We start from the raw sequence: 22,237 nt of genomic DNA, 5'->3' as shown, positions 1-22,237 counted from the left end.
AATCGTAATGCATGATATCTAATATATCACTAGGTCGCATTACTAATTATTAGTATACCCAAACTGAGACAAATTGCAACCCTAAATTGGTAGAAATTTCAATTTATTTCCCATTATTTTTTAATTTTTACCTTCTTTACCTTACTCCATTTGCCGTATACATTCTTTCCATCGACAACGGTGTAAGCTCTTACTTTTACCGCATACTTCTTCTTTTTCTTTAGTTTCTTAATCTTGATGCTGTTGGCGGTGGTCAGCTTTTTCTTTTTGCCATAGGAAACCTGATAGCCTGCCACATCAGCAATCTTCTTCCACTTGATCTGGATGGATTTCTTCTTGACGTTCTTTACCTTCGTAAGCTTCACCTTCGGTGCCGTTACGATAACCTTGCAGACTGCTTCTTTGGAGCTTCCGGATGCCTTTGCCGTAATGTTGCAGACACCGATCTTTACACCGGTTACAACGCCATTAACAACGGTAGCAATCTTCTCATCACTGGACTTCCATTCGATCGCCTGATTTGCATCGGACGGAGTCACGCTCGCTGTCAGTGTCACCGTTCCACCTACGGCAACCTTTTTCTGTGGTGCAGAAATCACAACCGATTCAGCGACCGCACCAACCTTAACAGTGCATGTCACACTCTTACCGTCCGCCGTTGCTGTAATCGTTGCACTTCCCACTTTAACACCTTTGACGTTACCGGAGCTGCTTACCGTTGCAATATTTTCATCGCTGGTCGTCCAGGTGATCTTCTTGTCGGTTGCTTCCTTCGGAAGCACCTCAGCCTTTAAGGACTCAGAACCTCCAACCTCAAGGAAAAGCTCTGTCTTATTCAGTGTCACGGATGCAACAGGAACCTTTACCTTAACTTTACAGGTTGCAGAAACACCATTTTCTGCCTTTGCCTTGATTGTCACTGTACCGTCCTGTTTACCGGTTACAACTCCGCCGGCTACGGTTGCGATCTTGTCATCGCTGCTTGACCACTCCACGCTCTGAACGGCATCCTCCGGCAATACGGTTGCGGTCAGGCTTGCCTGTTCTCCGACATTAATAGTCAGTTCCTTTTCTGAAAGCTTCACGGACTCTGCCGGTGAGACATATCCCCCCTGCACCTTCACGGTACAGCTGTCGCTTCTGCCGCTGACAAGACTGACTGCCTTGATCGTTGCTTCTCCTTCTGCCACAGATTTTGCTTTACCTGTGATCGGATCAATTGTTACAACATCCTCATTGCTTGAGGAGAAACGATATACATCCTGACAGCCCGGATTTTGTTCGAGCAGCTTTGCATTATCTTTGCTGTAATTATTCTCATCAACAGAAAGTGTAAATTCTTTGTTGACATCAATGCCGACATTTCTTCTGGATAAAGAGATACGATCCAGAGCAAGCCGGACACGGATCTTACACTCTGCCGACTTCTCGGAGCTGCTCTTTGCAACTACCTTTGTATCGCCAAGTGCCTGTGAAGAAGCTTAATGGTAGACATTCCCATCTTCTCCCCCTCAGGTGTGGTTGTCTGCGCCGGAATCGGTGTTCCGTCAATCGTAGCAACAGATGCATTGTCAACGATCCAGGTTACGCTGTCCGTTGTCTCCTCGCTGCTGTCCTCACCCATGTAGGATGCCTTTAAGTCAACCGCATTCTTAGAACCGTACTCCAGATAGATCACATTCTCCTTAGCTTCCTGTGCAAGACGCTCTGCGGAGAGTGTCAGCACACTGATCGGATTCTGTGCCACATGGATATTGTAAAGCTGTGAAACCTGCAGCACCAGACGTGCATCATTGAGCGCTGTGGTGTTGTTCTCGCTGTGGATATCTCCCTCGAGGCGAATTGTACCGGAGACACGCACTTTCGCGTCACCCTGCTTCTTTCCGTACATGCTGATCGCCTGATATCTTCCGGAGCTGTCGTCTTCCTTTCTTACGGTAACAAACTCGTTGGAATCGTTATTTAACAGGTCACCTGTCTCATCGTTTTTGTCCTTCAGCTCATCGGTTACCGTGATCGACATGTCACGGAAATTCTTAACGCAGTTAAAATCAACGGCGTTCTCCTGCTGATGGTAAATATTCTTCTCCTTGGTAACCGGATTGGCAATCACAGTTACCTTCTGCTTCGCATAACCTGCCACACCGGAGAAGAGCTGATCAGACCACTCAGAAGAGAGCGGCACGGTCACGCTGTCTAACTTATATGTATTGCGGAATGCATTCTGACTGATCTTCTTAACCGTATCCGGAATGGAAATGCGCTCCAGATTGTAACAGTCCTCGCAGACGCTTGCCGGAATCTCCTCAAGCTTCTCAGAACGGAAATCAATCTGTGAAATATTGGAACGCTGGAATGCTCCCCTTCCGATGGATTCCAGATTCTCCGCAAACCGGAAATCGACATTGCCAAGTCCCGTATACTGCGTGTAGAACGATACGCTTCTTCTTGTACTTAACGAAGTAACACTGCTGCTGACATCCTGTGAGGTCTGTGCGAATGCGTAATCACCGATCTTTACAAGAGAGGATGGTAAAATAACATCTTCCAGACTCTTGCAGGACAAAAATGCGTTGTTACCGATCTCTTCCAGTGCACCGGTAAAGTCGCCGGTCACTGCATTGGCATCGGGATCATAGAAGCCCTCTAATGCATAACACTCTTTAAATGCATTGTTGCCAATTGTCTTGACATTCTTCGGAAGCTTTACGGTTTTAAGACCGACGAAGGTGATCGGGTTGTATGTTGTCTTTCCGAGTTCTCCGTTCTCTCCGGATGGAACCGGTGTCGGTGTCACAAGGCAATCTTTTTCACTTACCTTGCTGGTCGTATTCTCCTTATATGGATAAGAGCCTGCGCCGGCACATACATCTGCCGGCAGCTCTGTCAGACCGTCGCCGAAATAGATCTCTTCCATCATACGACAGTTCTGGAATGCACCATCACCGATCGTTGTGACGGAATCCGGAATATATACGGCACGATAACCGCCCGGGTAAACAGGGACACAATATTTTGCTGCGTACCCAACGCCGTCCTCATCGTATTTCGTAATTTCATAAAATCCGGAGTTCTCAAATGCTTTCTTTTCGATGGTTTTGAGCGTCTCCGGGAAATGAAGCTCACCTTCGATCATTTTACCGGAATAACCGATCGTCTCCAAAGACCAGCAATTACCGAAGCAGTCTTCACCAATACTTTCAAGACCATCCGGAAGCTGTACGGATTCCAGTACCAGATCCGCGTATGTCTTCTTGTCGGTTGCTGTCTTGCTGCTTCCGAACAGCTCCTTCGGGAACTCCGTAACTTTACTTCCCTTCGCAAAGACAACCGACTTCATCTCATACATTCCCGCAAAAGAGGATTCTCCAAGCGTTGTAACGCTTGCCGGGATCGTCAGCTTCTTGAAATCCGTATAAGAGAACGCAAATTCTCCAATCGAATCAAGTTTTGTCAGATCCTTTAAAAAGTCCTCGTTGCAGATCGTGCTGGCATTAAAGGCACTGACACCGATCTTCTCCAGTTTGCTGTCGGATGCATTGCCATTGTAGGTTACTTTCATGCCTTCAATGCCGTCGATCAGGTCATCCCAGTTGGTGATGTTATCGATGTCTCCGGTAAACTGCTGGGAGCCTGCCATCTGGAATGCATAGCGCGGAATCTCTGTAATATTTACAGAAAGCTTTACACGAAGCAGATTACCTGCATAACGGAAGGAAGCCTCTCCGATCTTCTCCACCGTGTTCGGCATAACGATCTCCTCGATACGGGAGCTCTCAAATGCCTCCTCACGGATATCTGTCAGCTTATCCGGAAGCGTTACCTCCGCCAGCTGGCTGTTCATAAATGTATTCTTGCTGATCCAGGTCATCTTCGTCTGCTTCAGGTCGATCGATGTGATCTTGCTGGCTGAAAACGCACCCTGGCCAACCGACTCGATGGTTGACGGAAGCTTATTACTCTTGTCCGTGCCGAAGGTCAATGCTCCTGTCGCCGCAAATGCCTGATCGAGAATACCTGTGATCTTGTCGTCACAGAAAATAACATTCTCTAACATCTCACAGTTATTGAACATCTGTGCCGGCACCATATGTGCATTCTCGCCGGTGATAATCGGAACCTTCGCCTCTGTGATCACCTTACATCCACTGAACACTGCTGTTCCCATTTCCTTTACGGTAGACTTCATGCTTCCAACAGACTCGTTGGTAAGCTTGGAGCAGCCACCGAATGCGGAATCTCCAAAATAATCGACCTGAGACAGATCAATTGTCTCAAGGGATGTACAACCGTTGAAGGCGTTCTTGTCAATCCTTGTCACTGACGCCGGAAGCTTTACCTGTGTCAATGCCGTACATCCGTTAAACTCATCCTCGTTGATCTCAACTGCTTTACACAGGCTCAGGTCCAGTGTCGTCATACTCAGAGCATATCCGAGTCCTGTCAGGTCATGTACCTCCGCCGGGACTGTGATGTTCCTTAGATTTGCGCTTCGCAGATCCTTTACAGTTGCTGCGTCACCCTTGCCTGTCTTGTCTCTCAGATATGCTAACAATGCTGCATCTGCAATAATGTCACTGTTTAACTTCTGATTGTCATTGATCTGACCGGATGCAGCCTTTGCTTTCTGTACGATCTGTGGAAGAATTCCACTGGAACCAAGCGTATCTGCCGCCGGTGTACAGATGACAAGTGCTGATACCAGAGCAAGGCTCAGACAGCGTCTTTTCATTTGTTTCCCAAAATTCTTTTTCATGTAATCTCCCTTCTGTCCGTTCGGACGATCCATCCTGAATTACCATCTTTATGATAACAAATTTATATAATCGCGTCAATCAAGCTTTTACATTTATTAAAGCAAAAGAATCCCCTGTTTTGGGGATTCTTAAATGATTTAGTCCGCACCGATATGAACCACATTCACTGGGCCGTTTCCAAAGATTTCTTCGTATTTATTATCACAGGTTGTGAAGATGACCTGATTCCTTTCGGCAAACTTCTGCACCAGCCTGCACGCCTGTCGTACACGCCCCGGATCCATGTCCGTAAACGGATCGTCAAACACCGCCAGACCGTTGCCCTCCGGGAACAGATGCTCTAACATCGCCAGCCGGAATGCCAGCGCGATCGTATCCTTTGTTCCATCTGAAAGTGTATCATATGTCAGACGGCGTGTTCCGCTTGCCAGATCAACCTCCATCCTCTCGTCCATGGAGGCATCCAGGGCATCCTGTGATATTTCTGCCAGATACTTACGGAAGTGATCCTCAATATCCTGCACCGGATTGTCACTGCTCTGCTCCTTCAGTTCCTGAAAAACCTCAGAAATGTGCTTCCAGTGCCGGTATGCTTTTCTTGTCTTTTCATAGTTCTGTACCTTCTCTTCTAACAACTCCGCGTATTCCTCCGCTGCCACCTCATCCATACTCCGGCTGAGTTCGTTCTTCCGGGCATTACTCCGGCGGATATCCTCCTCGAGTTCTTTCACCTCTTCATTCAGCTCTGTCAGGTAGCGATCCGGATCAGGGATCCTCTTATATTTATCCGGAATCTGATTCGCTTCGTCTGCTTCTTTCTGTGTCTGTCCGAGCTCCTGTTCCAGCGTTTCTTTTTGTTTCTTTAATTCCTCAATAGAATGATATTTGTCTTCACAGGCACTTTGCTTTGCCTTTCTTCCGCCAAGATATTCCTCCGGCGAAACGCCTGCGCCGCACAGAGCGCGAATCCTGTCGTCAATCTCGTCCGGATCAAGAGAGCGGTTCGGAAGTTGTTCCTCTGTTTCCGGGCTGACTGTATACGCCGCTGTCTCCGGACTGTATTCATGTGCCGTCTCCTCGCCGGCTGTCTCCAAGCTGTGCTCACTCTGCCGCATTTCTCCGGTCGTTTCCAAGCTGTACTTTTGCCGTGCTGCTTCTCCGGCTGCTTTCAGGTTTTCCCAGTCGGCACCGTCAAGGATCTGATTCCACTGTGCATCCAATCGTTCCATTTCGAACTGACACTGCTGATATGATGTTTTCATCTCCTCCAGCTTATCGCAGGAATCCGTCTTATACTGATCCATGATGTGATTCATAACCACATCACACGCTTTGATCTCTTCCCGAAGGACATCGACATCCACATCCTGTGGAAGGAGCTGCATTTTCATGACATCCGGGATATCAATCTCCACGGCAGCATTGATCTGAAATTCATTACCATCCGCCGCCAGTTCCTCTCCGGAAGCAAGCTGCGAAACATGCACCGGCATATCTTTCTCCATCTGAATCCTTGCAACAAGACTAAGACCGGACATTTCCCCTTCCAGACCGGCTTTTCGACGTTGTGCCTTCCGGTATGTATCAATGTCTTCCTGCGTTACCGGCATCATCTGCTGCAGCCTGTCTGCTGCAGCCTCCCGGTTGATACGGATCCGGTCCGCCTGCTCATACTGCCGCAGGAGTGTAACCTGATTTCTCTGTTCCTTCAAGGCTTGTGCCTGTGCGATCTGTCTGGAAAGCTTGGGCCATTCCTGTAAAACCTTCTCCATTTCCCGGATACGCTCCGTCTGATCCGTCAGCTTCTCTAATAAAATACGGCGCGTCTTAAGTGCTGTGCGAACACCGGAAAATTCCTCCTTCTCCGCTGTCCGCAGCTCCTTTTCCTTCTCCAGGCTACGGATCCGGTCGGTGATCTCCTCGCAGGTTTCCTCGTCCGCCTCTGCCTTCCGCAGCTTTCCGCGAACCTCCTCCATCTCATAATACGCCTGCAGGATGAGTCCGACTTCTTTCTTCCATTTGTTATGGATACCTCTTTTCACGCCACCCTCCGGCAGCTCCATCCGGTCATTCCAATGGGCATTATATTGTGTAAGTCTCTGTTCAATCTGCTTTTCCAGTTCATCCAATGCAACGCCACCGGTCTCCAAGGCAGCACGGTTTAATACCGAAAGCAACGTTTCCCTCGTCTGCTGCAGCTTATCCTTTGTCGCCTTGTCGCGGTTTAAGCCTTCCATAATGCTCTTCACGCAATTTAACTGTCTCTTCTGGGAAGCGAAAACAATTTCCCCGTAAATTCCTTCCTGATAGGGAAGCGTATCCCGAAGATATTGTTTTAACGCATCCGGATCCCTGATGAGCGTTCCATCCGGCAAAGTCAGACGGCAGATTCCTCCCTTTTTCTCCCATTCCTTCCGGATGCAGCATTCGCCCTCTTCGTCCTCAAAGACCAGAGCACCATCAATCACATCTCCCGCACGTCCCGTTGTTTTCTGCGGAAAATATCTGGCAATAAATTCCTTGTCACTTCTGGTATCCAGTTTCACATCCTTGAACAAAAGATAATAGATCAGATCGACCATCGTGCTTTTGCCCTGCTCATTGTCACCCACGATCAGATTCAGACCATCACCAAATTTGATCGTGGAAGCCGGATCGTTCCTGTTCAGCCCGGCAAACTGATCACATTGTACTTCCTTTAGTTTCATAATCCTCCTTACTGCCGCGCCGGTTATTCCCGGCTGCATTCCTGCAGCAGTTCATATGCCATCTGCAGTTCCGTCTGATCCCCCTGAAGTGCCTCCATAAGCTTAGCCGCAAAGCTGCTCTCCGCAAATTCTTCCCGCACCCGGTCTAATGTAATCTCTTCGTGCAGTTCATCGTCCTGAAGCTCCCAGGATAAAAATCTGTCGCAATATTTTTTATACAGTTCCCGCCGTCTGCTGTATTCCTCGCTAACCGCGCTTCCGGTGACTGTTAGACGCACAACAGACTCCGCTTCTAACGGATCCAGCTTTTCCTGCAGAAGTGCTTCCAGAGAATCCCCCTCTGCCGATGAAACCCGCACTGCAATATCATAAAAGAAAATCGTTCCACTCTGATATTTCTTCGCAGACACCTGCGCTTTGTCTCCCTGCTTGTCAACAGAAATAATAAAACCATATCCACGGGTATTATTATGCAGATCCGTCTGCGCATGCGTTCCCGCATTAAATATACGGTATCCGCCAATCTCTTCGTCCTCTGAAAGTCCACCCGGATACGGTATATGTGTGTGTCCGACCAACCATACATCCATTGGGATTGCCTGCAGCTCCGGCTCTGTCATCAAAAAATACTCTTTCTGCATATCGGGTGTAACCCCCTCAATTGCACCATGCGCCATTCCAACGTTGATCTGTCCGCTTTTTGGGACACTCATTTTCTTGATCCACCCCAGATTATTCTCTCGGGAATGCTTCGACCGGCAAAACGCCGGATAAATAACGACGGTCTCCTCCGCAATTTCAATCGGGTATGGCTCAAACCGATCCAGTCGGATAATGTTATTGTCACATGTTCGCAGAGCATCATCAAAATCCTTCCAGACCTTTTCCTCTCCGGTATAATAATCGTGATTGCCCGGAAGCACCAGCACTCTGCCTGCAAATCCCGCCAGAATACGCACGACCCTTTCTACATCCGACTTACGGATACTGCTGCAATTGTCGAAAAGATCTCCGGTCACTGCAAAGATATCGCAGCCCTCCTGCTCCGCCTTCTCAACCATCTTCTCAAAGCATACAAAACGGTTATCCACAAGCCTGTCGCGGATCTCCGGATATCTGTCGTACTTTTTGCCAAAGTGGTTGTCGCCGGTTACAAAAATTTTAATCATAGCTTCCTCCTGTCCCCTGCATGATCTGTCTATGTATATAGTATAAAAAAACACCCGTTTGTGCAAGTACAAACGTGGTACAAAAAGAGCTTTCCGATTGTTCGGAAAGCTCTTTAAAATCTAGTTTGATACAAGCCGGATCAAAGATTACTCGATGATTGTAGCAACCTTACCAGATCCTACTGTACGTCCACCCTCACGCTATATCAATAGCGTTTTTCGTTATATTTTCTATTCTTTTTATGGCTGAAATCTGCATATTTTCGTTGTTTTTATATGCTCTATTTTTATTTGCATAATTTCTTGGCACCGTTTTGGCACCGGGACAATATGCTATTTATAAAACTCATCATTTCCTATAGTTTTTCTCAATCCACTTGGTATATTTATGTAATACACATCTTTTAACAATTTGTAATATGTTCCACCCACAACCAAAACACAAGCCCCCATACCGATAGTTGAAATCAAGTTTTCCCAGAATTTTTGTCCCATGTTCATAACACTCACTAAAATAGCCAGTAACATAAAAAATAACATAACAAAAATCAAAATGCCCAAGCCGATTACCATAGCTTTCTCCACAAACTTATTATATTTATACTTTTTATCTTTATTTAAAGGTTTAACACTCTTTCCACCTTTTATCTTACACTCAACCATAACATCTTGTGACTCTCCAGTGTGCATCATTTGAATCACAATTCCATCCTTTGGAGCCACATAATCAAAATTAATTCTAGCATGTTGCTTATCCATATCTACAACTACAAATTGATTTGTCTCATCACTTTCCTGTAAAATTTTTACATCCAAAATTCTAGTATTTTCTCCATTGCAAGAAACTTGAAGCGGTTTAATCTCTACGATATCTTCCCTCTGTAAAACCTCATTCCCGCTATTCCATATCGCATATTTTGTTATTACTAATTCTTGTATTGGTTCATTTTTATACTTAAGTTCCAAATCTGGCAAAAGGCTTTTTCCACCTTTTACTATTGTATAAGAATTTTTATAACAAGATAATTCCTTTTTTCTTTTTGATTTATACCATTGCCATATTCCAAATACAACTGAGAAAATTGTACACGCTCCCAAAAAGGCCCATGCATAAGGATTTGTCATTAAACTTTCTAACATTTTACCTCTCTTTCGTATATTAAAACTTCTGCATAACTCGATATGAACGAATATTATCCTTTGTATAACCACCACAAATCATATCCAATAGCTTTAAGAGCATATCTTATAAATTCAATAACACATATGGTTTATATCAGCATTTTTAATTGCTATGTTCATTTACACCACCAATTTTAGCTTATACATAACTATATTTGATTGTACCATAACTTCATCAATTCCCTACAGCACCTCATTTGCATCCTTGGGTAAATCTTTTACTGATTGTAAAAAATACATGCCATTGTTTGCTTCTGTATTGTTATACTCATAGTTTAGTTCTGCCGCTACCCATGTAGCGGTCTCTACAAATAGAGAGCACATAATCTCCACCGACTGCCAAATAGCTTCAACATCTGCTCCGCAATAAGTCTGTAAATATTTTTCCCATTCCTGTGCCGAAACCCATTTATACATATATTTTGCCGATTTACCAACGCTGACTGAGAAATCCGTCATTATACCCACTTTCCAAGAAAGCATCTTCTCCAACTGTTTTCTCACCACAAAATTCAGCATATCTTGTACATAAGGTATTTCTTCACGCCACAGACCTTTTGCTACACTATTTAAGCACCACCAAAACTCACTACAAGTACACTGATACTGTTCAAAAGTAGGTTTATGTATCCAATAATTTTTATCCGATGAAGGTAAAATCTCCGGCAAACAATTGTCTTTGTCCAAGAGAACTTTACACAGTCTATCGTTCATAATATTCTCTTGTGCGTGACCAATTGTTTCAACATGCAAATCAATACGATTTCCATCTGTAAACTGCATTAACCAACCGTAGAAATTCTCTTTATCACTCGGATAATCAGGATGTTCATCCGGATATTGCATATATAAAATTTCTCCGAAACACTTAATCCAATTCTTATCCTCAATAAAGGGGAGCGTTTCAGTTACTATATAAACCACATCATAGTCTTGAAAAATGTCTTTCGGTACATTTGGATTTGTTCTGGAGCCATTAAGATATACCGCCCTAATCTTTTTGTCATTCTGCGCAATACTTAATATTAAATCATACATTTCTTTTTCTGTTCGCATTACTACACCTCCGTCACAGCGTCCATTGCCAAATCCATAGCTAACGCAAATGTATTATTACCCCAATTTCTTGTATCGTGTGATTCTATATTTGCAAGCGAATCAGCTGTAAACAATAACTGACCGAAAACTATATTTCGGAATTCTGCGCAAGCAGCCAGAGAGGCACACTCCATTTCTACAACAGAACAACCTTCCTCTTTACGATATTCCACCATTTCTTTTGTTTCACGATAAAACCCGTCTGTCGTCCATGTTTTACATTTTTGATAGTTGTATTTGTGATTAATTAAGATTTTCTCAATCACATTTATGGCTGATTGGTTAAGCTTGACTTCTCGTGAAGGTGGCAAATAATGATAAGATGTACCTTCTTGCCGTAGTGCTGAGGTAGGGATATAAAAATCTCCTTCATTATCTGCAACTAAAGCACCACAACAACCTGTGGCTATAACCTTCTTAACGCCACCCGCAATCAGCTGTTCCATAATTTGTGTAGAAGCAGCTCCACCTAAAGGCGCTTGACAAATTGCCAACTCAACACCATTATGTACCGTTTTATACACAGGAAATACTTTTGTGATACTAATAAACTGCCCGATAATCTCGCATTCATTTGTCATAGCATAATCGTTAATTTCTTTTTCCATAAACAACATTACCGCTCTCTCCGGAAAATGAAAATTTGTACTGTGTCCTGGCATAATAACAGCCATACTGTTTGTGTCATATTCTAAAATTGGCACATCATTTTTTATTAGGCTCATTCCATCTATTTCCTTTTTGATTATTACTCATATAACTTCAATTTTCGCCCTCATTGAACACAATTATATCATGATATATACAATTTCTCCACAGATTTTTTATGCTCCCTACAATATAAAAGCGGAGCAGTTTCCCACTCCACTTCTGATACTACCTTGCCCCTCTATCATTCTTTTTATGATACTCGGTATGCCTATACTGTTCCTTAACCTGCTGTTGCTTCTGTTGTAGTTTCGCCTTCAAGCTATCGTCCACCTTTTCTCCCGTCAGCTTCTCCCACTCCGCAACAGCCTTTCTATAATCGCCATATTCAACCTTCGAAGCCTTATACTCTGCAAGGAACTCTTTTACATTCTTGTGCCCATACCCCTGCACAACACTCGATAAATACTGCTTCATATTGGCTATCTGTGTCTTTAACTCTTCTGCCTGCTCCTGCAACTCCTTACGCTGTTTTGCCTTGAAGATGCCCTTTGCTCCGGCAATCTTCTTCTCCACATTCGCAATCTGTAGCTCCCTCTCATAAATGGCTGTATTCTGCCTCTCCAACTTATGGTAAATATCCGTAAGTCTTGGATACTTGGAAGCTAATTCGGACTTCTTAGGCATCTCCGGTACAGGCTCACTCTTGGCTTCTACAAACGAATTTACCGCCTTAACAGGTGTCTGCTCCGGCTCTGCCTTTACAACCGCTTCTATGTCCTTATCTGTCTTTTGTGAAGCCATCTTGAACACCTTGCCAATGAGAAGCTCCAAAGCATAAATAGCAGTCATAATCAAATTTCTTAGCAGTGCCGGATTTCTCCCTGACTTCTGAATGGAAGCCTTTACTTTTTGTCCGATTTCGCTCTGCTTCACTTCCAAAATCTGCCTCTCCGGCACACCGCTAATCAACGCTCTATCCACAGTCTGATTCCATATAGTACGGTACTGATTATCTGTGCGTATCTGCTCCGCTTTTGGGTTGTTCTTGCCAATCTTTTTTGTAGGCAGATACACACCGTTTCTGTCAAAAACCTTGAGCTTTTGCTTGTCATCTTTTACATAAATATTGATGAGGTCAGTGTAAGAGCGTTTCACTTCATCAAGGAAGCTGTCGCTCTTAAATCGGCTGTCCTTTATGGTAAAAATGTTCCGCTCATATACCTCGCCCTTAGGGATAATTTTACAGCCACTCCGAAGCTGTCCGGCTTCATCCAGTATCTCTTTTTTAGTGCGTACATGCTTTCCGTTTTCGTCATAAAACATATTTCTTGTTGCAATCTTCTCCACAGGCTCATCAAGCAGTTTTCGCTCTGAAAAGATAAGATGGATATGATAATTGGTCTTGCGTTTATTATGGTGCAAAGCTGAAATACATTCCACACCATAATTTTGTTTAAAATGCTCCGTAAAAAGCTTCAGCAACTTGTCCGGCTCATAATCCACGAAACTTTCCGGTAACGCAATGATAAGCTCCCTGGCTTCAATACAGATTCCTTTCGTTCCGCTTTCCCTAAATTCCTCTTGGTTACACATAGCAAGCTCCCTCCAAAATTTGCGGTCTGTTGTTTCATAAACTGCATACAGATTTTCCTGCCTTGCTTTGCTCGATATATAACTAATTCTGCCTTTCACATTAGGCAGCTTTGACATCTGTATAAATGAATTTCTTACAATAGGCATTGCCACTTTCTTTGAAAAATGATAGCGACTTTTGTTATCGTGAGTGGATGCTTAGGCATCCGTTTACGAACTCATTGCCGTATCCGGCATAACCACAAATGCGTTAGCATTTGTAAGGACAGCCACGCTGTCCTTTGCCCCCTGCAAGCGAAATACACAGAGTACAAATCTCCGATTTGTGCGATGGGTGTATTTCGCTCTCAAACGCCGAGGGCTTGTGAGTGTAGTCCGATTTTGTCATTACACCCTAATCCGACTTTCTCCTTAACTACCATATACAGGAGCGTGGCACGCTCCCGTCCTACACACTGAAGGAAAAAAATTTACCATCGGAAGCTCCGGTGCATTCCCACCTTTTCCAGATACTCCTGTCGTGCCTTTTCTCTTTCTTCCTCGGTTGGTGCAGTCTTATATTTTGTATATAAATCCCGCCTTACCATAGCTTCCAATTTTTCTTCCAAACCTTTCTTTATCTCCAATAAAACATCATCCCTTTCCACCAAGTGATATTTAAGGAGTGCAATAAATAATTCCTCTGAAATCTGCACATTTTTCAATCCTATCAATCCATCCTTTCCATCAAGACCGCAACAACGCAATGTCTATACATTTTGCAACCTTGCAAAGTTCATCACCGCAAATTATATATAGTCTGCATTGTTGCGTTCTTCCCTTAAATCTGCTTTATCTTATCCAGTTCCCAATACCATGAGTTATTGATTTTTCTTGCCCTGATGCCCAGCTCCTTTTTGGCATTTTCCAATGTTCTTTTAGAAATTCCCTGTTCCTCAGCCATATCAAAAATCTCATTACTCTGTACCGCATTAGAAGTCTCTGCCAGTTCCCGAAGCATCCGCTTTGCCTGCTCTAATTTATTTGCTTTTGGGGCAATACCACCAAGCACTTCATCCGCTGTAATCTCATAATCTCCCATCCACTTAAAACCACGTTCCATCAGTTCAAATGCCTTGGGATGTCCGAACTGTGCCAAATTATTTTTTATCTGAACAAGTGCTCTGATATTAGGTTCTCCTTCCACTCTGCCGACTAGCAACACGCTCCTTGCTACTAATATCCGATTTGACTTTGCACTTAGACTGGCAAATGAATTAGAAATTGATGTGAATGAGATATGCTCTGCCAGTCCCTTTTCCGGTGCAATCACAGAAGAAGAAATATATCCTACATTACCCAATGGATTGAACGGAGCTCTTGACGGAAATCGGGTAAAAACGTATTTAAAAAATTCCATGTATCCGCTTATGTATCTTTTCGGGAAAAACAGTATGCCGGATGTGGATAATTTGCTGACTTCCTTTTACCAGTTGGATGATGAAGCCAGAAAAGAAGTGGTTGAAACGATACAATTCAAGCTACAGTATCACAGAGATCCCGAACGGCAGAACAGATAAAACAGATTAAAGGATGGTAAAAAAATAGTGCAAGTGAATCTACCCCATTCACTTGCACTTACCTTGTATCTTATCCATTACAATGTTTTTCTTACTCTAAGTACACTTTCAAAGATTCTACTAATTTATATACCATTGTTCCCGGATCATATTCTGATGGTTTGTATCCACCTCTCTCAAATTCAGCCATCCTACGTTTTGCATGCTTTATTGCGACAGTTACACCACCATATATATCTACCAAGCTATATATATCATCATAATTTTTTTGATATGTCCCATCACCCAAATTATTTTTCTTAAAAATTTCATCTAGCTTCGCATTCCATTGGTGTCTGTGTAACGCAGAATCACTATAATAAAAATGCAGATATAACCAATATTCAAAAGACTGATTACTCCAAGCAACATTATATCCTCTATTTATAGCTTCTTGTATTGCTTGGTCAAAGTCATCAAAATCATCCTTATCAAACACAATCCATACATTTTGATAGATGATTTTTGCATCTTTTATAATTTGGTCTGCTACTTCAACAAGTCTAGTCGTAGAACAACCTTCACCATGTACGTCAATAAGCGGCTGTTCTATAATATCTACTACTCCACCTACCTTCTCTTGTATAAGTTTCTGCATACCCTTAAAATATAATGGTTCTGTACGCTCTCCCTCTGTAACAATTAAATAAGAATTTGCCTTGGGGGGCTTGTATTCATGCTTCCTTTGAGTTCTAGCTTCTCGCCTCTTTTTAAATAAATCATCTGAACCCATTTACTTACCCTCTTTCATACTGAATTCTTTCAACCACGGAATACCTCCATATACCCCAGCTAAATAATCTCTTTCAAACGAAGCATCTGATCTTACTTTAAAATCTGACAAAGCGGACAATTCTGAATATCCAAATTCATCCTTTTGTACAAACCAAATCTGATCCCTTCTAAAGAACTTTTTATCCAATAAAGTAGTATCATGTGTTGTATAAATTAATTGGGCTTGCGATTCATTTTCATAAAACAAATCAATAATAAATTTCAATAAAAGTGGATGTAATTTGATATTCAATTCATCTACAAAAATAGATTTATTATAAAGAATAGCTGTACGTACATAAATGAATAACATAATACTTTTAATCGTTCCTTCTGATTCAAAAAATAAATCGAGTGGATGTAATTCGCCGTCTTTCCCCTTATGATAAGTTGTAAATTTAACTTCTTTCTCGCTATCATCATAATCAATATCTTTAATACCTGTATCAATAGCAGACAAGAACTCTACCAATGCACTTTTTTCTTCATCAATTAATCGTGGCAAAAGTGCTTCTAGAAGCCGAGTATCCTCACAAAAATCTGTCGGAACAACTAATGTATCCATTACTCCAGAATAAACAATCTTAAAAATATTAGATTTTAGTTTTAACTTATTGAAAAATGTTAAAACCAAAGTTTCAACTGGAATTTGTTCTTTATATACTTCACATTCTTTTCTTACACATGAACCAAATTCAACTTTTTCTGTTGTACGCTCAAAAACTGTTGAACTCCTTTTAGTTTGCAAATTTTTTCTATATAACCATTCCGTAACAATGCAATTTGAATTATATTCAAAACCATACTTATATTCAAAATTTCCTAAAATCTGCACAATCTGAAATTCTGAGTTTTCTTTTTCACTATCAAATGAAAATGGCTGATAATATGTTTGAATAGCTGTTGCCTCTCCATCTTCAACATTATTTAAAGACTCCGCAATAATTCTTTGAAAATATGTCATAGCCATATAAATATTTGATTTACCACTTGCATTTGCACCGTAAATTGCTGCAACTCTAAGATATTTCTCTTTTGTCCCATAGTCAATTAAATTACATTGATGTTCCTTATACGCATTAATTGCTGTCATGTCTAAAACTGTCTCTTCTTTAAACGACAGAACATTTTTTAACATAAACTGTACAAACATATTACAACACCTCCTAGATAATATATAATATAGCTTTTTTTGAATTCTATGTCAATATTTTTGTGTTTTTTTCACATTTTTATGCATGTAATATTCGTTTTTTATGCAAAAGGACTATTATATTTGACATCAAGCAAACATAGCAAAACATAAATCTTCATATGATTTTCCACTTTTCGGCACCGTTTTGGCACCGCTCACACTCATTTTCATTATTTCTGCATGTAAAAAGGCTCCCAAGGAAAACCTTGGAAGCCTTGAATTTACTGTAATTCTATTAATTACTCGATGATTGTAGCAACCTTTCCAGATCCTACTGTACGTCCACCCTCACGATATCAGACCGCTATATTGCTGTGTGCGAATGGTGATTTTTCGTGTGATTTGTGGGGAAAAATCCGGATTTTCCGTTGTGTCCGTGTGGTTTTCCGGAATTTTTGTTATCATGGTGTTATCAATGTATTTTTAGTTTTTCTGGCATATTTTTTCTTACATTCGTAATCTCTTTATTTAAATCTTTTATATATTCTTTACACACATCTATATATAATCCTGTTTTATATTCTGGTTTTTCCAAAAACTGTAATTCAATTGGATACTTTGTAATCTCCGTAAGTAACTTTACAAATATACTTTTCAAATTATTTTGACTCTCATCATCATTAAGACATACTTCTGCAACTTCTTCAAAGCCAAATACTAAATAATCTTTATTTTCTCTTTTCTCCAAATGTACATTAATCACTTTGCTTTCCTGATTCATAAATATCCTTCCTATCATAAAATGCATTTTTACCGCCCTCAAAAGTATGCCTACTTTCTTGAGTCCAGTTTTTAGTGTCTGTTTCATCATTTATATTTCTAAGTTCATCATAAAAAGGATTACCAATATACGTTTTATATACTCCATTCTCATGAGTTCTTAGTATACTAATATACGGAAGTGTGCCAACTGCAATATTAGCATTATGTGTTGCTATAATTACTGTTTTTCTCCGTTTTGCAAGATCAGTTAAGTGTTTGCTGTTTACACTTCGGACAGTAGAGTGGAAAGTTCTTTAATTCGGTATCTTCTTGCATTATCGTTCGGGTTTTATTTCCACAGATAGGACATAGAACCCATTTTATAGTTTCCATATTTTTCTCAATCCTTACTTCTAAATATTATCCTACTAAATTTATAAAATTTATCGCAACGGTTTTTAAGTTTTTGCTTCTTGATTACTTAACGGCGGAAAAAGAATGTTTTCACATAGGGCTGTTGTTTACATGTTATTTTTTTGTTTTTTTAATTCTATACCCACCAGCACAACAGATAGCATAAACGCTGAAAAATCAGCAACAGGTCCCGCAAGCAATACTCCCATAATTCCGAAACGAAGCGGGAGCAGCAGGGTAAGCGGAATCAACACAAAGGTCTGCCTTGTTAATGCCAACAGAGCACCTTTTAACGATTTTCCTATTGCGGTAAAAAAACTGGAAGAAAGCAACTGCACACCATTTACCAACACCATGAAAAGATAGGTACGCATGAACAAAACAGCAAATTCAAAATACAGCTCGTCCCCATCTCCGAATAGCGAAATGATAGATTGCGGGAAAAATTGAAATGCGATGAAAGCAATTGTGGAAACAACAAGGTTCCATTTTACCGCAAGCAGGTAAGCCTCCCGTACACGATGGTATTGCCTTGCCCCATAGTTGAAGCCGATAATCGGCTGTGTTCCCTGCGAGATTCCTACAACAATCGCAAGGATTATGGCATTTGTTTTCATAACGATTCCGCAAGCAGCTAATGGAATATCTGTTCCATATTTTGTTAATGCGCCGTAATAAGTCAACGAATTGTACTGAATGATTTGAATCACGGTAACTGCAATCTGGTTTGAGCTGCTGCTGATTCCCATGCTGCAAATTTTCATGCTTTCTTTGATGTCCAATAAAAACGACTCTTTTTCAAAATGGATTGTTTGGAAACGCCATAGATAACGGAGTGCGAGTATGAAGGAAAAAATTTGCCCAATAACTGTTGCCCAAGCTGCGCCGGCAATCCCCCAATCGCAAGCAAAAATAAAAATAGGGTCAAGAATGGTATTGATAATAGCTCCCATAACCATGCAAACCATTGAATACTTTGGTTTTCCATCTGCTCGAATCAAATTGCTCATACCATTCGTTACAATAAGAAACGGCATTCCAATCAATGTTATGCTGGCATACTGCTTTGCATATGGAAATACATCTGTCGTTGCCCCAAATGCCTTTAGGAGCAAAGACAGAAAAGTTTCTCCAACCAGCAAATAAATAATTCCGAAAATTCCCATCAGAACAATACCATTTCCCGCTGCTTTGGCGGCAGCTTTCGGCTCTTTGCGTCCAAGACAGAGGGAGACACTGGAAGCACTGCCAATTCCGACCAGTAGTGCAATGGCAAGGCAGATGGTAGAAAACGGGTAGGCAACATTGGTTGCTGCATTTCCCAAATAACCGACCCCTTGACCAATAAAAATCTGATCCACAATATTGTAGATTGAGCCGATAAGAGACGCCACAATACTGGGAACAGCAAAATTTTTCAACAGCTTTGAAATTTTTTCATAGCCTAGGGGATTCTCAGTCATTAAATTCATCCCCCTTTCTTTCTATACGGAGTTCCGCTGTAATATTTTCACCTGCCTGAATCAGCAAATCAATAAAGAGGTTTTTATCAGATTCCCTGAAGCCTTGCAATAAAAGAGCTTCTGTCTTTTCACATACCGTCTGTACCTCATCAATTACAGACAGCGCACGTTCCGTAGGATACAGCTTACACGTCCGCTTATCCTTATCATTTGGGGAACGCATAATCATTCCCTGCTTTTCTAATGCCGCAACTGTCCGTACAATATTGCTCGGATGAACATAAAACATATCCATTAAAGAATCCTGTAAAATGCCAGGCGAACGACAGATTTTAATCAAAAACATATATTGGCTGTTGTTGATTCCAAAGGGGGCAAGCTGTTTATCTAAATAGATTTTGTAAAATCGGTCTGTTACTGAAAGCCATTTTAATAGTTTCATAGATATATTCCTCCTAACCACCAGTATTATAATACAATATGCGTGCGCACGCAATTACTTTTAACATTATATCTGCCACTTTGTCCTCCTAAACACAAATCAATTCTACATCTATAATCTCTACTGCTCTGCTACGAATATTATTCATTTTCCTAACCCATTCCATCTGATCCTGCATCTTCAGTTCTTTTGTCACGCCCCACTGTTCAGCCATCTGCTCCACCAGTATCTCGACTTTTTCTCTTACTTCTTTATCAACCTGATTCAGATGCTCCGTCAGTTTCCCAGTCAATACCAGATACTGATACCTGGCACTTCGATGCTCCTTCAGAAACTGCTTTCGCATTATTCCATATTTCCCATATGTGGATTCTTCCTCATTGATTCCCAGGTCTGGCAGATAATAATCTCCATGCAATGTATAGCTCAGTCCGTTCTTTTCATCATAAATCTGTTTCTTCATATTCTTACAACTCCATTCCTCTGTATTTTGTTTTGTTCTTCTTTATCTGTGCATTGTGTTCTTCACTTCGTTCTCTTGCCCATTGTATGCGGTCACCTATTTTTTTCGGCATTTGCTCTTTCCTCTTTTTCGCTTCAAGTTCCTCCTGTATCCGGATATCGTCCTGTACCAGCCTTTCTACCATATCTTTCCCTAGCATGCGTAAAAGTCGATTATATCTGTCCGCAAGCCCCTGTAGTATTTCTTTCTCACCAGACAATTTCTGATAATCTTTCTGAACTTCTGCCAGTTCCTTTTTTGTTTTTTCATGCTCTTGCTTTTTCTTCTGAAACTTACTTTTCCAACTATCTCTTTCTCTTGTGAGTTCTTTCACCTGTGCAGCCATCGCACCAATTTTGTTTTTCATTTCAATGAATAATGGTTTTATTTTCTTATCCCGGTAAGTTACCGCACGTTCCAATGCTGTAGCTTCCGGCAGAAATGTTATGATCATTCCATATTCTTTTATTTCCTTACTGACATTATCCATCACAGGTTGTAGGAATTCTCTTCTGTCCTCCAGTTTTTTCAATTCCATTTCTGCTTTCTCCGCACGTTTTTCTGCTGTTTCTTTATCTTTCTGTAACTGATTTTTTTCTTCTTCCAGCAGCTTAATGTCTGCTCTCGCTTCTGCAACCTGAAAAACCAGACCTTCATTCTCCGCTGTCAGATATTCTTTTTTCTGTTCCAGTTCCTGCACTTCTTTTTTGCGTTCTTTTTTCTTGAAATTGTAAACATCCAGATGCTCTTCATGTGTTCCTTTCTGTTCCCATTCAATTCCATGTTGCTTTGCAATTTCTGCTAACACTTCTTTTTCATGGTTTATCCACTGATTCAGTTCTGTGTCGTGCTTATTTCCGCCTTGAAATCCAAGACTTTTTAATGCCTGCTTCAGTGAAACTCTAGTATCCATTCCTTTTCCCTTCCAGTTGGTCACATAAGGAACAAAGTCAATATGCAGATGCGGAGTAGCTTCGTCCTGATGCAGATAGCAGCTAAATACCCGAAGTGTCGGATTCCGCTTCTGGAAGTCTTTCACATATTCGTCCAGTACCTTTACAGCTAGATTTCCTTCTGACGTTCCCACCGCCATATCCTCACGATTTCCTATCTGGAATATCACTTCATGGAACAACTTCTCCTGTTTACCCTGTCGGATTTTTTCATAATAATTTGCAATCTGCCGGTCCTTTCTTTTCCCGACATTGTATCTCTCCACAGCATCGTTAAACAGTTCCTTATAAACTTCTTTCAGATTCTCATTCTTATAACAAATGTTCAGTTGTACTCTGTCTGGATTTACATTTTCTGCTACAAAATCTCGTCTGTTATGAGCCAGTGAGCCGGCTCCGATCATGCCACTGATTGTTCGTTTTATCATATGTTTTCTCACCTCTTCTCTGTTTGAGTGCCAGACATGGCACATAATTTTTATTTACGCCAGTTATGGCGATATTTAAGAAATTTTCGCCGGATACGATATTTAGGAACCTTCTCGAACATTAGTAGTTCGAGAAGTATCGGGGACAAGCCCCTCTTTTGTTACTTTTGTCAAAAGTAACGCAAAAGCACTTTCGACAGCCGTACCGTCCATCAAAAGTCCCCTTGCGCCCTGCCGGGGGCATAACGTCCTTATGGACGTCTGTTCTGCACCGACCGAAGTGGATCATAGATCTGTTTATTCTGGTATCCTCGCCTGTACATATTCCAGATTTCCACAGTACGGTGTCCCCACCAGATACCATTCTCTTGCCAGATTCATCTCCATTCTAGTCTGTACCCATTCATCATCTACCAGCACTTCCAGATTTTCTCCACAGTGAAAGCCTGTATCGATCCATAAGTCTGATGATAATAATCCATATCTTCCATTGCTGCTGTTATATCCTAATCTTCCCTGTTTCATCATTTTCTGCTCCTTTCCTGTCTGTAAACGGAATTTGTAAACGGAGCTTAAAAGATTTTAAAAGTTAACTTTTTAAGTTTTTC

The 22,237-nt window shown here is 41.6% G+C and carries 18 protein-coding genes and 1 pseudogene; all 19 read right to left on the bottom strand.

Annotated features, from left to right (window positions below):
• Window positions 1-113: 113 nt before the first annotated feature.
• A complete protein-coding gene (locus DXA20_RS11075) occupies window positions 114-1,289 on the bottom strand; it encodes an Ig-like domain-containing protein (protein WP_279222374.1) in 1,176 nt (391 codons plus the stop codon).
• A 158-nt stretch (window positions 1,290-1,447) separates the two neighbouring features.
• A complete protein-coding gene (locus tag DXA20_RS11070) occupies window positions 1,448-4,789 on the bottom strand; it encodes a leucine-rich repeat domain-containing protein (protein WP_118560798.1) in 3,342 nt (1,113 codons plus the stop codon).
• A 105-nt stretch (window positions 4,790-4,894) separates the two neighbouring features.
• Complete coding sequence (locus DXA20_RS11065) at window positions 4,895-7,465, bottom strand: AAA family ATPase (RefSeq protein ID WP_158577213.1); 2,571 nt, start codon at window positions 7,463-7,465, stop codon at window positions 4,895-4,897.
• A gap of 23 nt (window positions 7,466-7,488) precedes the next feature.
• Window positions 7,489-8,634, bottom strand: a complete 1,146-nt coding sequence (locus tag DXA20_RS11060) for a metallophosphoesterase family protein (RefSeq protein ID WP_022305281.1) — start codon at window positions 8,632-8,634, stop codon at window positions 7,489-7,491.
• 333 nt (window positions 8,635-8,967) lie between these two features.
• Window positions 8,968-9,774 carry a hypothetical protein gene (locus DXA20_RS11055; RefSeq protein WP_118560794.1) on the bottom strand — a complete coding sequence of 269 codons (807 nt, stop codon included), beginning with the start codon at window positions 9,772-9,774 and terminating at the stop codon, window positions 8,968-8,970.
• A gap of 225 nt (window positions 9,775-9,999) precedes the next feature.
• A complete protein-coding gene (locus tag DXA20_RS11050) occupies window positions 10,000-10,872 on the bottom strand; it encodes an aminoglycoside 6-adenylyltransferase (RefSeq protein WP_118560792.1) in 873 nt (290 codons plus the stop codon).
• Window positions 10,873-10,874: 2 nt separating this feature from the next.
• On the bottom strand, window positions 10,875-11,639 hold the full coding sequence (locus tag DXA20_RS11045; protein ID WP_118560790.1) for a nucleoside phosphorylase: 765 nt from the start codon (window positions 11,637-11,639) through the stop codon (window positions 10,875-10,877).
• 151 nt (window positions 11,640-11,790) lie between these two features.
• Complete coding sequence (locus DXA20_RS11040) at window positions 11,791-13,275, bottom strand: MobA/MobL family protein (RefSeq protein WP_442969693.1); 1,485 nt, start codon at window positions 13,273-13,275, stop codon at window positions 11,791-11,793.
• Between the two features lie 353 nt (window positions 13,276-13,628).
• Window positions 13,629-13,862 (bottom strand): complexin-2, encoded by a 234-nt coding sequence (locus DXA20_RS18440; protein ID WP_118560786.1) that lies wholly within the window; start codon window positions 13,860-13,862, stop codon window positions 13,629-13,631.
• A 116-nt stretch (window positions 13,863-13,978) separates the two neighbouring features.
• Window positions 13,979-14,374, bottom strand: a pseudogene (locus tag DXA20_RS11030) (AAA family ATPase); the annotation flags it as partial.
• A 434-nt stretch (window positions 14,375-14,808) separates the two neighbouring features.
• Window positions 14,809-15,489 carry an RloB family protein gene (locus DXA20_RS11020; protein ID WP_118560784.1) on the bottom strand — a complete coding sequence of 227 codons (681 nt, stop codon included), beginning with the start codon at window positions 15,487-15,489 and terminating at the stop codon, window positions 14,809-14,811.
• Window positions 15,490-16,683: an AAA family ATPase gene (locus DXA20_RS11015; protein WP_118560782.1), complete on the bottom strand. Its 1,194-nt coding sequence runs from the start codon at window positions 16,681-16,683 to the stop codon at window positions 15,490-15,492.
• Between the two features lie 454 nt (window positions 16,684-17,137).
• Complete coding sequence (locus tag DXA20_RS11010; protein WP_118560830.1) at window positions 17,138-17,446, bottom strand: hypothetical protein; 309 nt, start codon at window positions 17,444-17,446, stop codon at window positions 17,138-17,140.
• 245 nt (window positions 17,447-17,691) lie between these two features.
• Window positions 17,692-17,820: a cysteine-rich KTR domain-containing protein gene (locus tag DXA20_RS11000; protein ID WP_080786855.1), complete on the bottom strand. Its 129-nt coding sequence runs from the start codon at window positions 17,818-17,820 to the stop codon at window positions 17,692-17,694.
• 128 nt (window positions 17,821-17,948) lie between these two features.
• Window positions 17,949-19,304 (bottom strand): MATE family efflux transporter, encoded by a 1,356-nt coding sequence (locus DXA20_RS10995; protein ID WP_330412902.1) that lies wholly within the window; start codon window positions 19,302-19,304, stop codon window positions 17,949-17,951.
• Window positions 19,297-19,746, bottom strand: a complete 450-nt coding sequence (locus DXA20_RS10990; RefSeq protein ID WP_117606416.1) for a MarR family winged helix-turn-helix transcriptional regulator — start codon at window positions 19,744-19,746, stop codon at window positions 19,297-19,299. Before DXA20_RS10990 ends, DXA20_RS10995 begins: the two co-directional genes overlap by 8 nt.
• 88 nt (window positions 19,747-19,834) lie before the next feature.
• Window positions 19,835-20,209, bottom strand: a complete 375-nt coding sequence (locus DXA20_RS10985) for a TnpV protein (protein WP_117606415.1) — start codon at window positions 20,207-20,209, stop codon at window positions 19,835-19,837.
• 4 nt (window positions 20,210-20,213) lie between these two features.
• Window positions 20,214-21,629 (bottom strand): plasmid recombination protein, encoded by a 1,416-nt coding sequence (locus DXA20_RS10980; RefSeq protein ID WP_279222372.1) that lies wholly within the window; start codon window positions 21,627-21,629, stop codon window positions 20,214-20,216.
• A gap of 297 nt (window positions 21,630-21,926) precedes the next feature.
• Window positions 21,927-22,154, bottom strand: a complete 228-nt coding sequence (locus DXA20_RS10975) for a DUF5348 domain-containing protein (protein ID WP_118560828.1) — start codon at window positions 22,152-22,154, stop codon at window positions 21,927-21,929.
• Window positions 22,155-22,237: the final 83 nt, after the last annotated feature.

Source organism: Roseburia sp. AM59-24XD (assembly GCF_003478445.1).
Classification (GTDB): domain Bacteria; phylum Bacillota; class Clostridia; order Lachnospirales; family Lachnospiraceae; genus Jutongia.
The sequence above is the reverse complement of the archived record's forward strand: the minus strand, read 5'-3'. Positions and strand labels throughout refer to the sequence as shown.

Bases quoted from the DNA above. Each gene is read 5' to 3' on its own strand.
- DXA20_RS11000 (WP_080786855.1), bottom strand. From the start codon at position 17,820: ATGGAAACTATAAAATGGGTTCTATGTCCTATCTGTGGAAATAAAACC.
- DXA20_RS11045 (WP_118560790.1), bottom strand. From the start codon at position 11,639: ATGAGCCTAATAAAAAATGATGTGCCAATTTTAGAATATGACACAAAC.
- DXA20_RS11070 (WP_118560798.1), bottom strand. From the start codon at position 4,789: ATGGATCGTCCGAACGGACAGAAGGGAGATTACATGAAAAAGAATTTT.
- DXA20_RS10985 (WP_117606415.1), bottom strand. From the start codon at position 20,209: ATGAAGAAACAGATTTATGATGAAAAGAACGGACTGAGCTATACATTG.
- DXA20_RS10980 (WP_279222372.1), bottom strand. From the start codon at position 21,629: ATGATAAAACGAACAATCAGTGGCATGATCGGAGCCGGCTCACTGGCT.
- DXA20_RS11065 (WP_158577213.1), bottom strand. From the start codon at position 7,465: ATGAAACTAAAGGAAGTACAATGTGATCAGTTTGCCGGGCTGAACAGG.
- DXA20_RS11010 (WP_118560830.1), bottom strand. From the start codon at position 17,446: ATGAATCAGGAAAGCAAAGTGATTAATGTACATTTGGAGAAAAGAGAA.
- DXA20_RS11055 (WP_118560794.1), bottom strand. From the start codon at position 9,774: ATGTTAGAAAGTTTAATGACAAATCCTTATGCATGGGCCTTTTTGGGA.
- DXA20_RS11040 (WP_442969693.1), bottom strand. From the start codon at position 13,275: ATGTCAAAGCTGCCTAATGTGAAAGGCAGAATTAGTTATATATCGAGC.
- DXA20_RS11050 (WP_118560792.1), bottom strand. From the start codon at position 10,872: ATGCGAACAGAAAAAGAAATGTATGATTTAATATTAAGTATTGCGCAG.
- DXA20_RS10995 (WP_330412902.1), bottom strand. From the start codon at position 19,304: ATGACTGAGAATCCCCTAGGCTATGAAAAAATTTCAAAGCTGTTGAAA.
- DXA20_RS10975 (WP_118560828.1), bottom strand. From the start codon at position 22,154: ATGAAACAGGGAAGATTAGGATATAACAGCAGCAATGGAAGATATGGA.
- DXA20_RS11020 (WP_118560784.1), bottom strand. From the start codon at position 15,489: ATGGGTTCAGATGATTTATTTAAAAAGAGGCGAGAAGCTAGAACTCAA.
- DXA20_RS11060 (WP_022305281.1), bottom strand. From the start codon at position 8,634: ATGATTAAAATTTTTGTAACCGGCGACAACCACTTTGGCAAAAAGTAC.
- DXA20_RS10990 (WP_117606416.1), bottom strand. From the start codon at position 19,746: ATGAAACTATTAAAATGGCTTTCAGTAACAGACCGATTTTACAAAATC.
- DXA20_RS11015 (WP_118560782.1), bottom strand. From the start codon at position 16,683: ATGTTTGTACAGTTTATGTTAAAAAATGTTCTGTCGTTTAAAGAAGAG.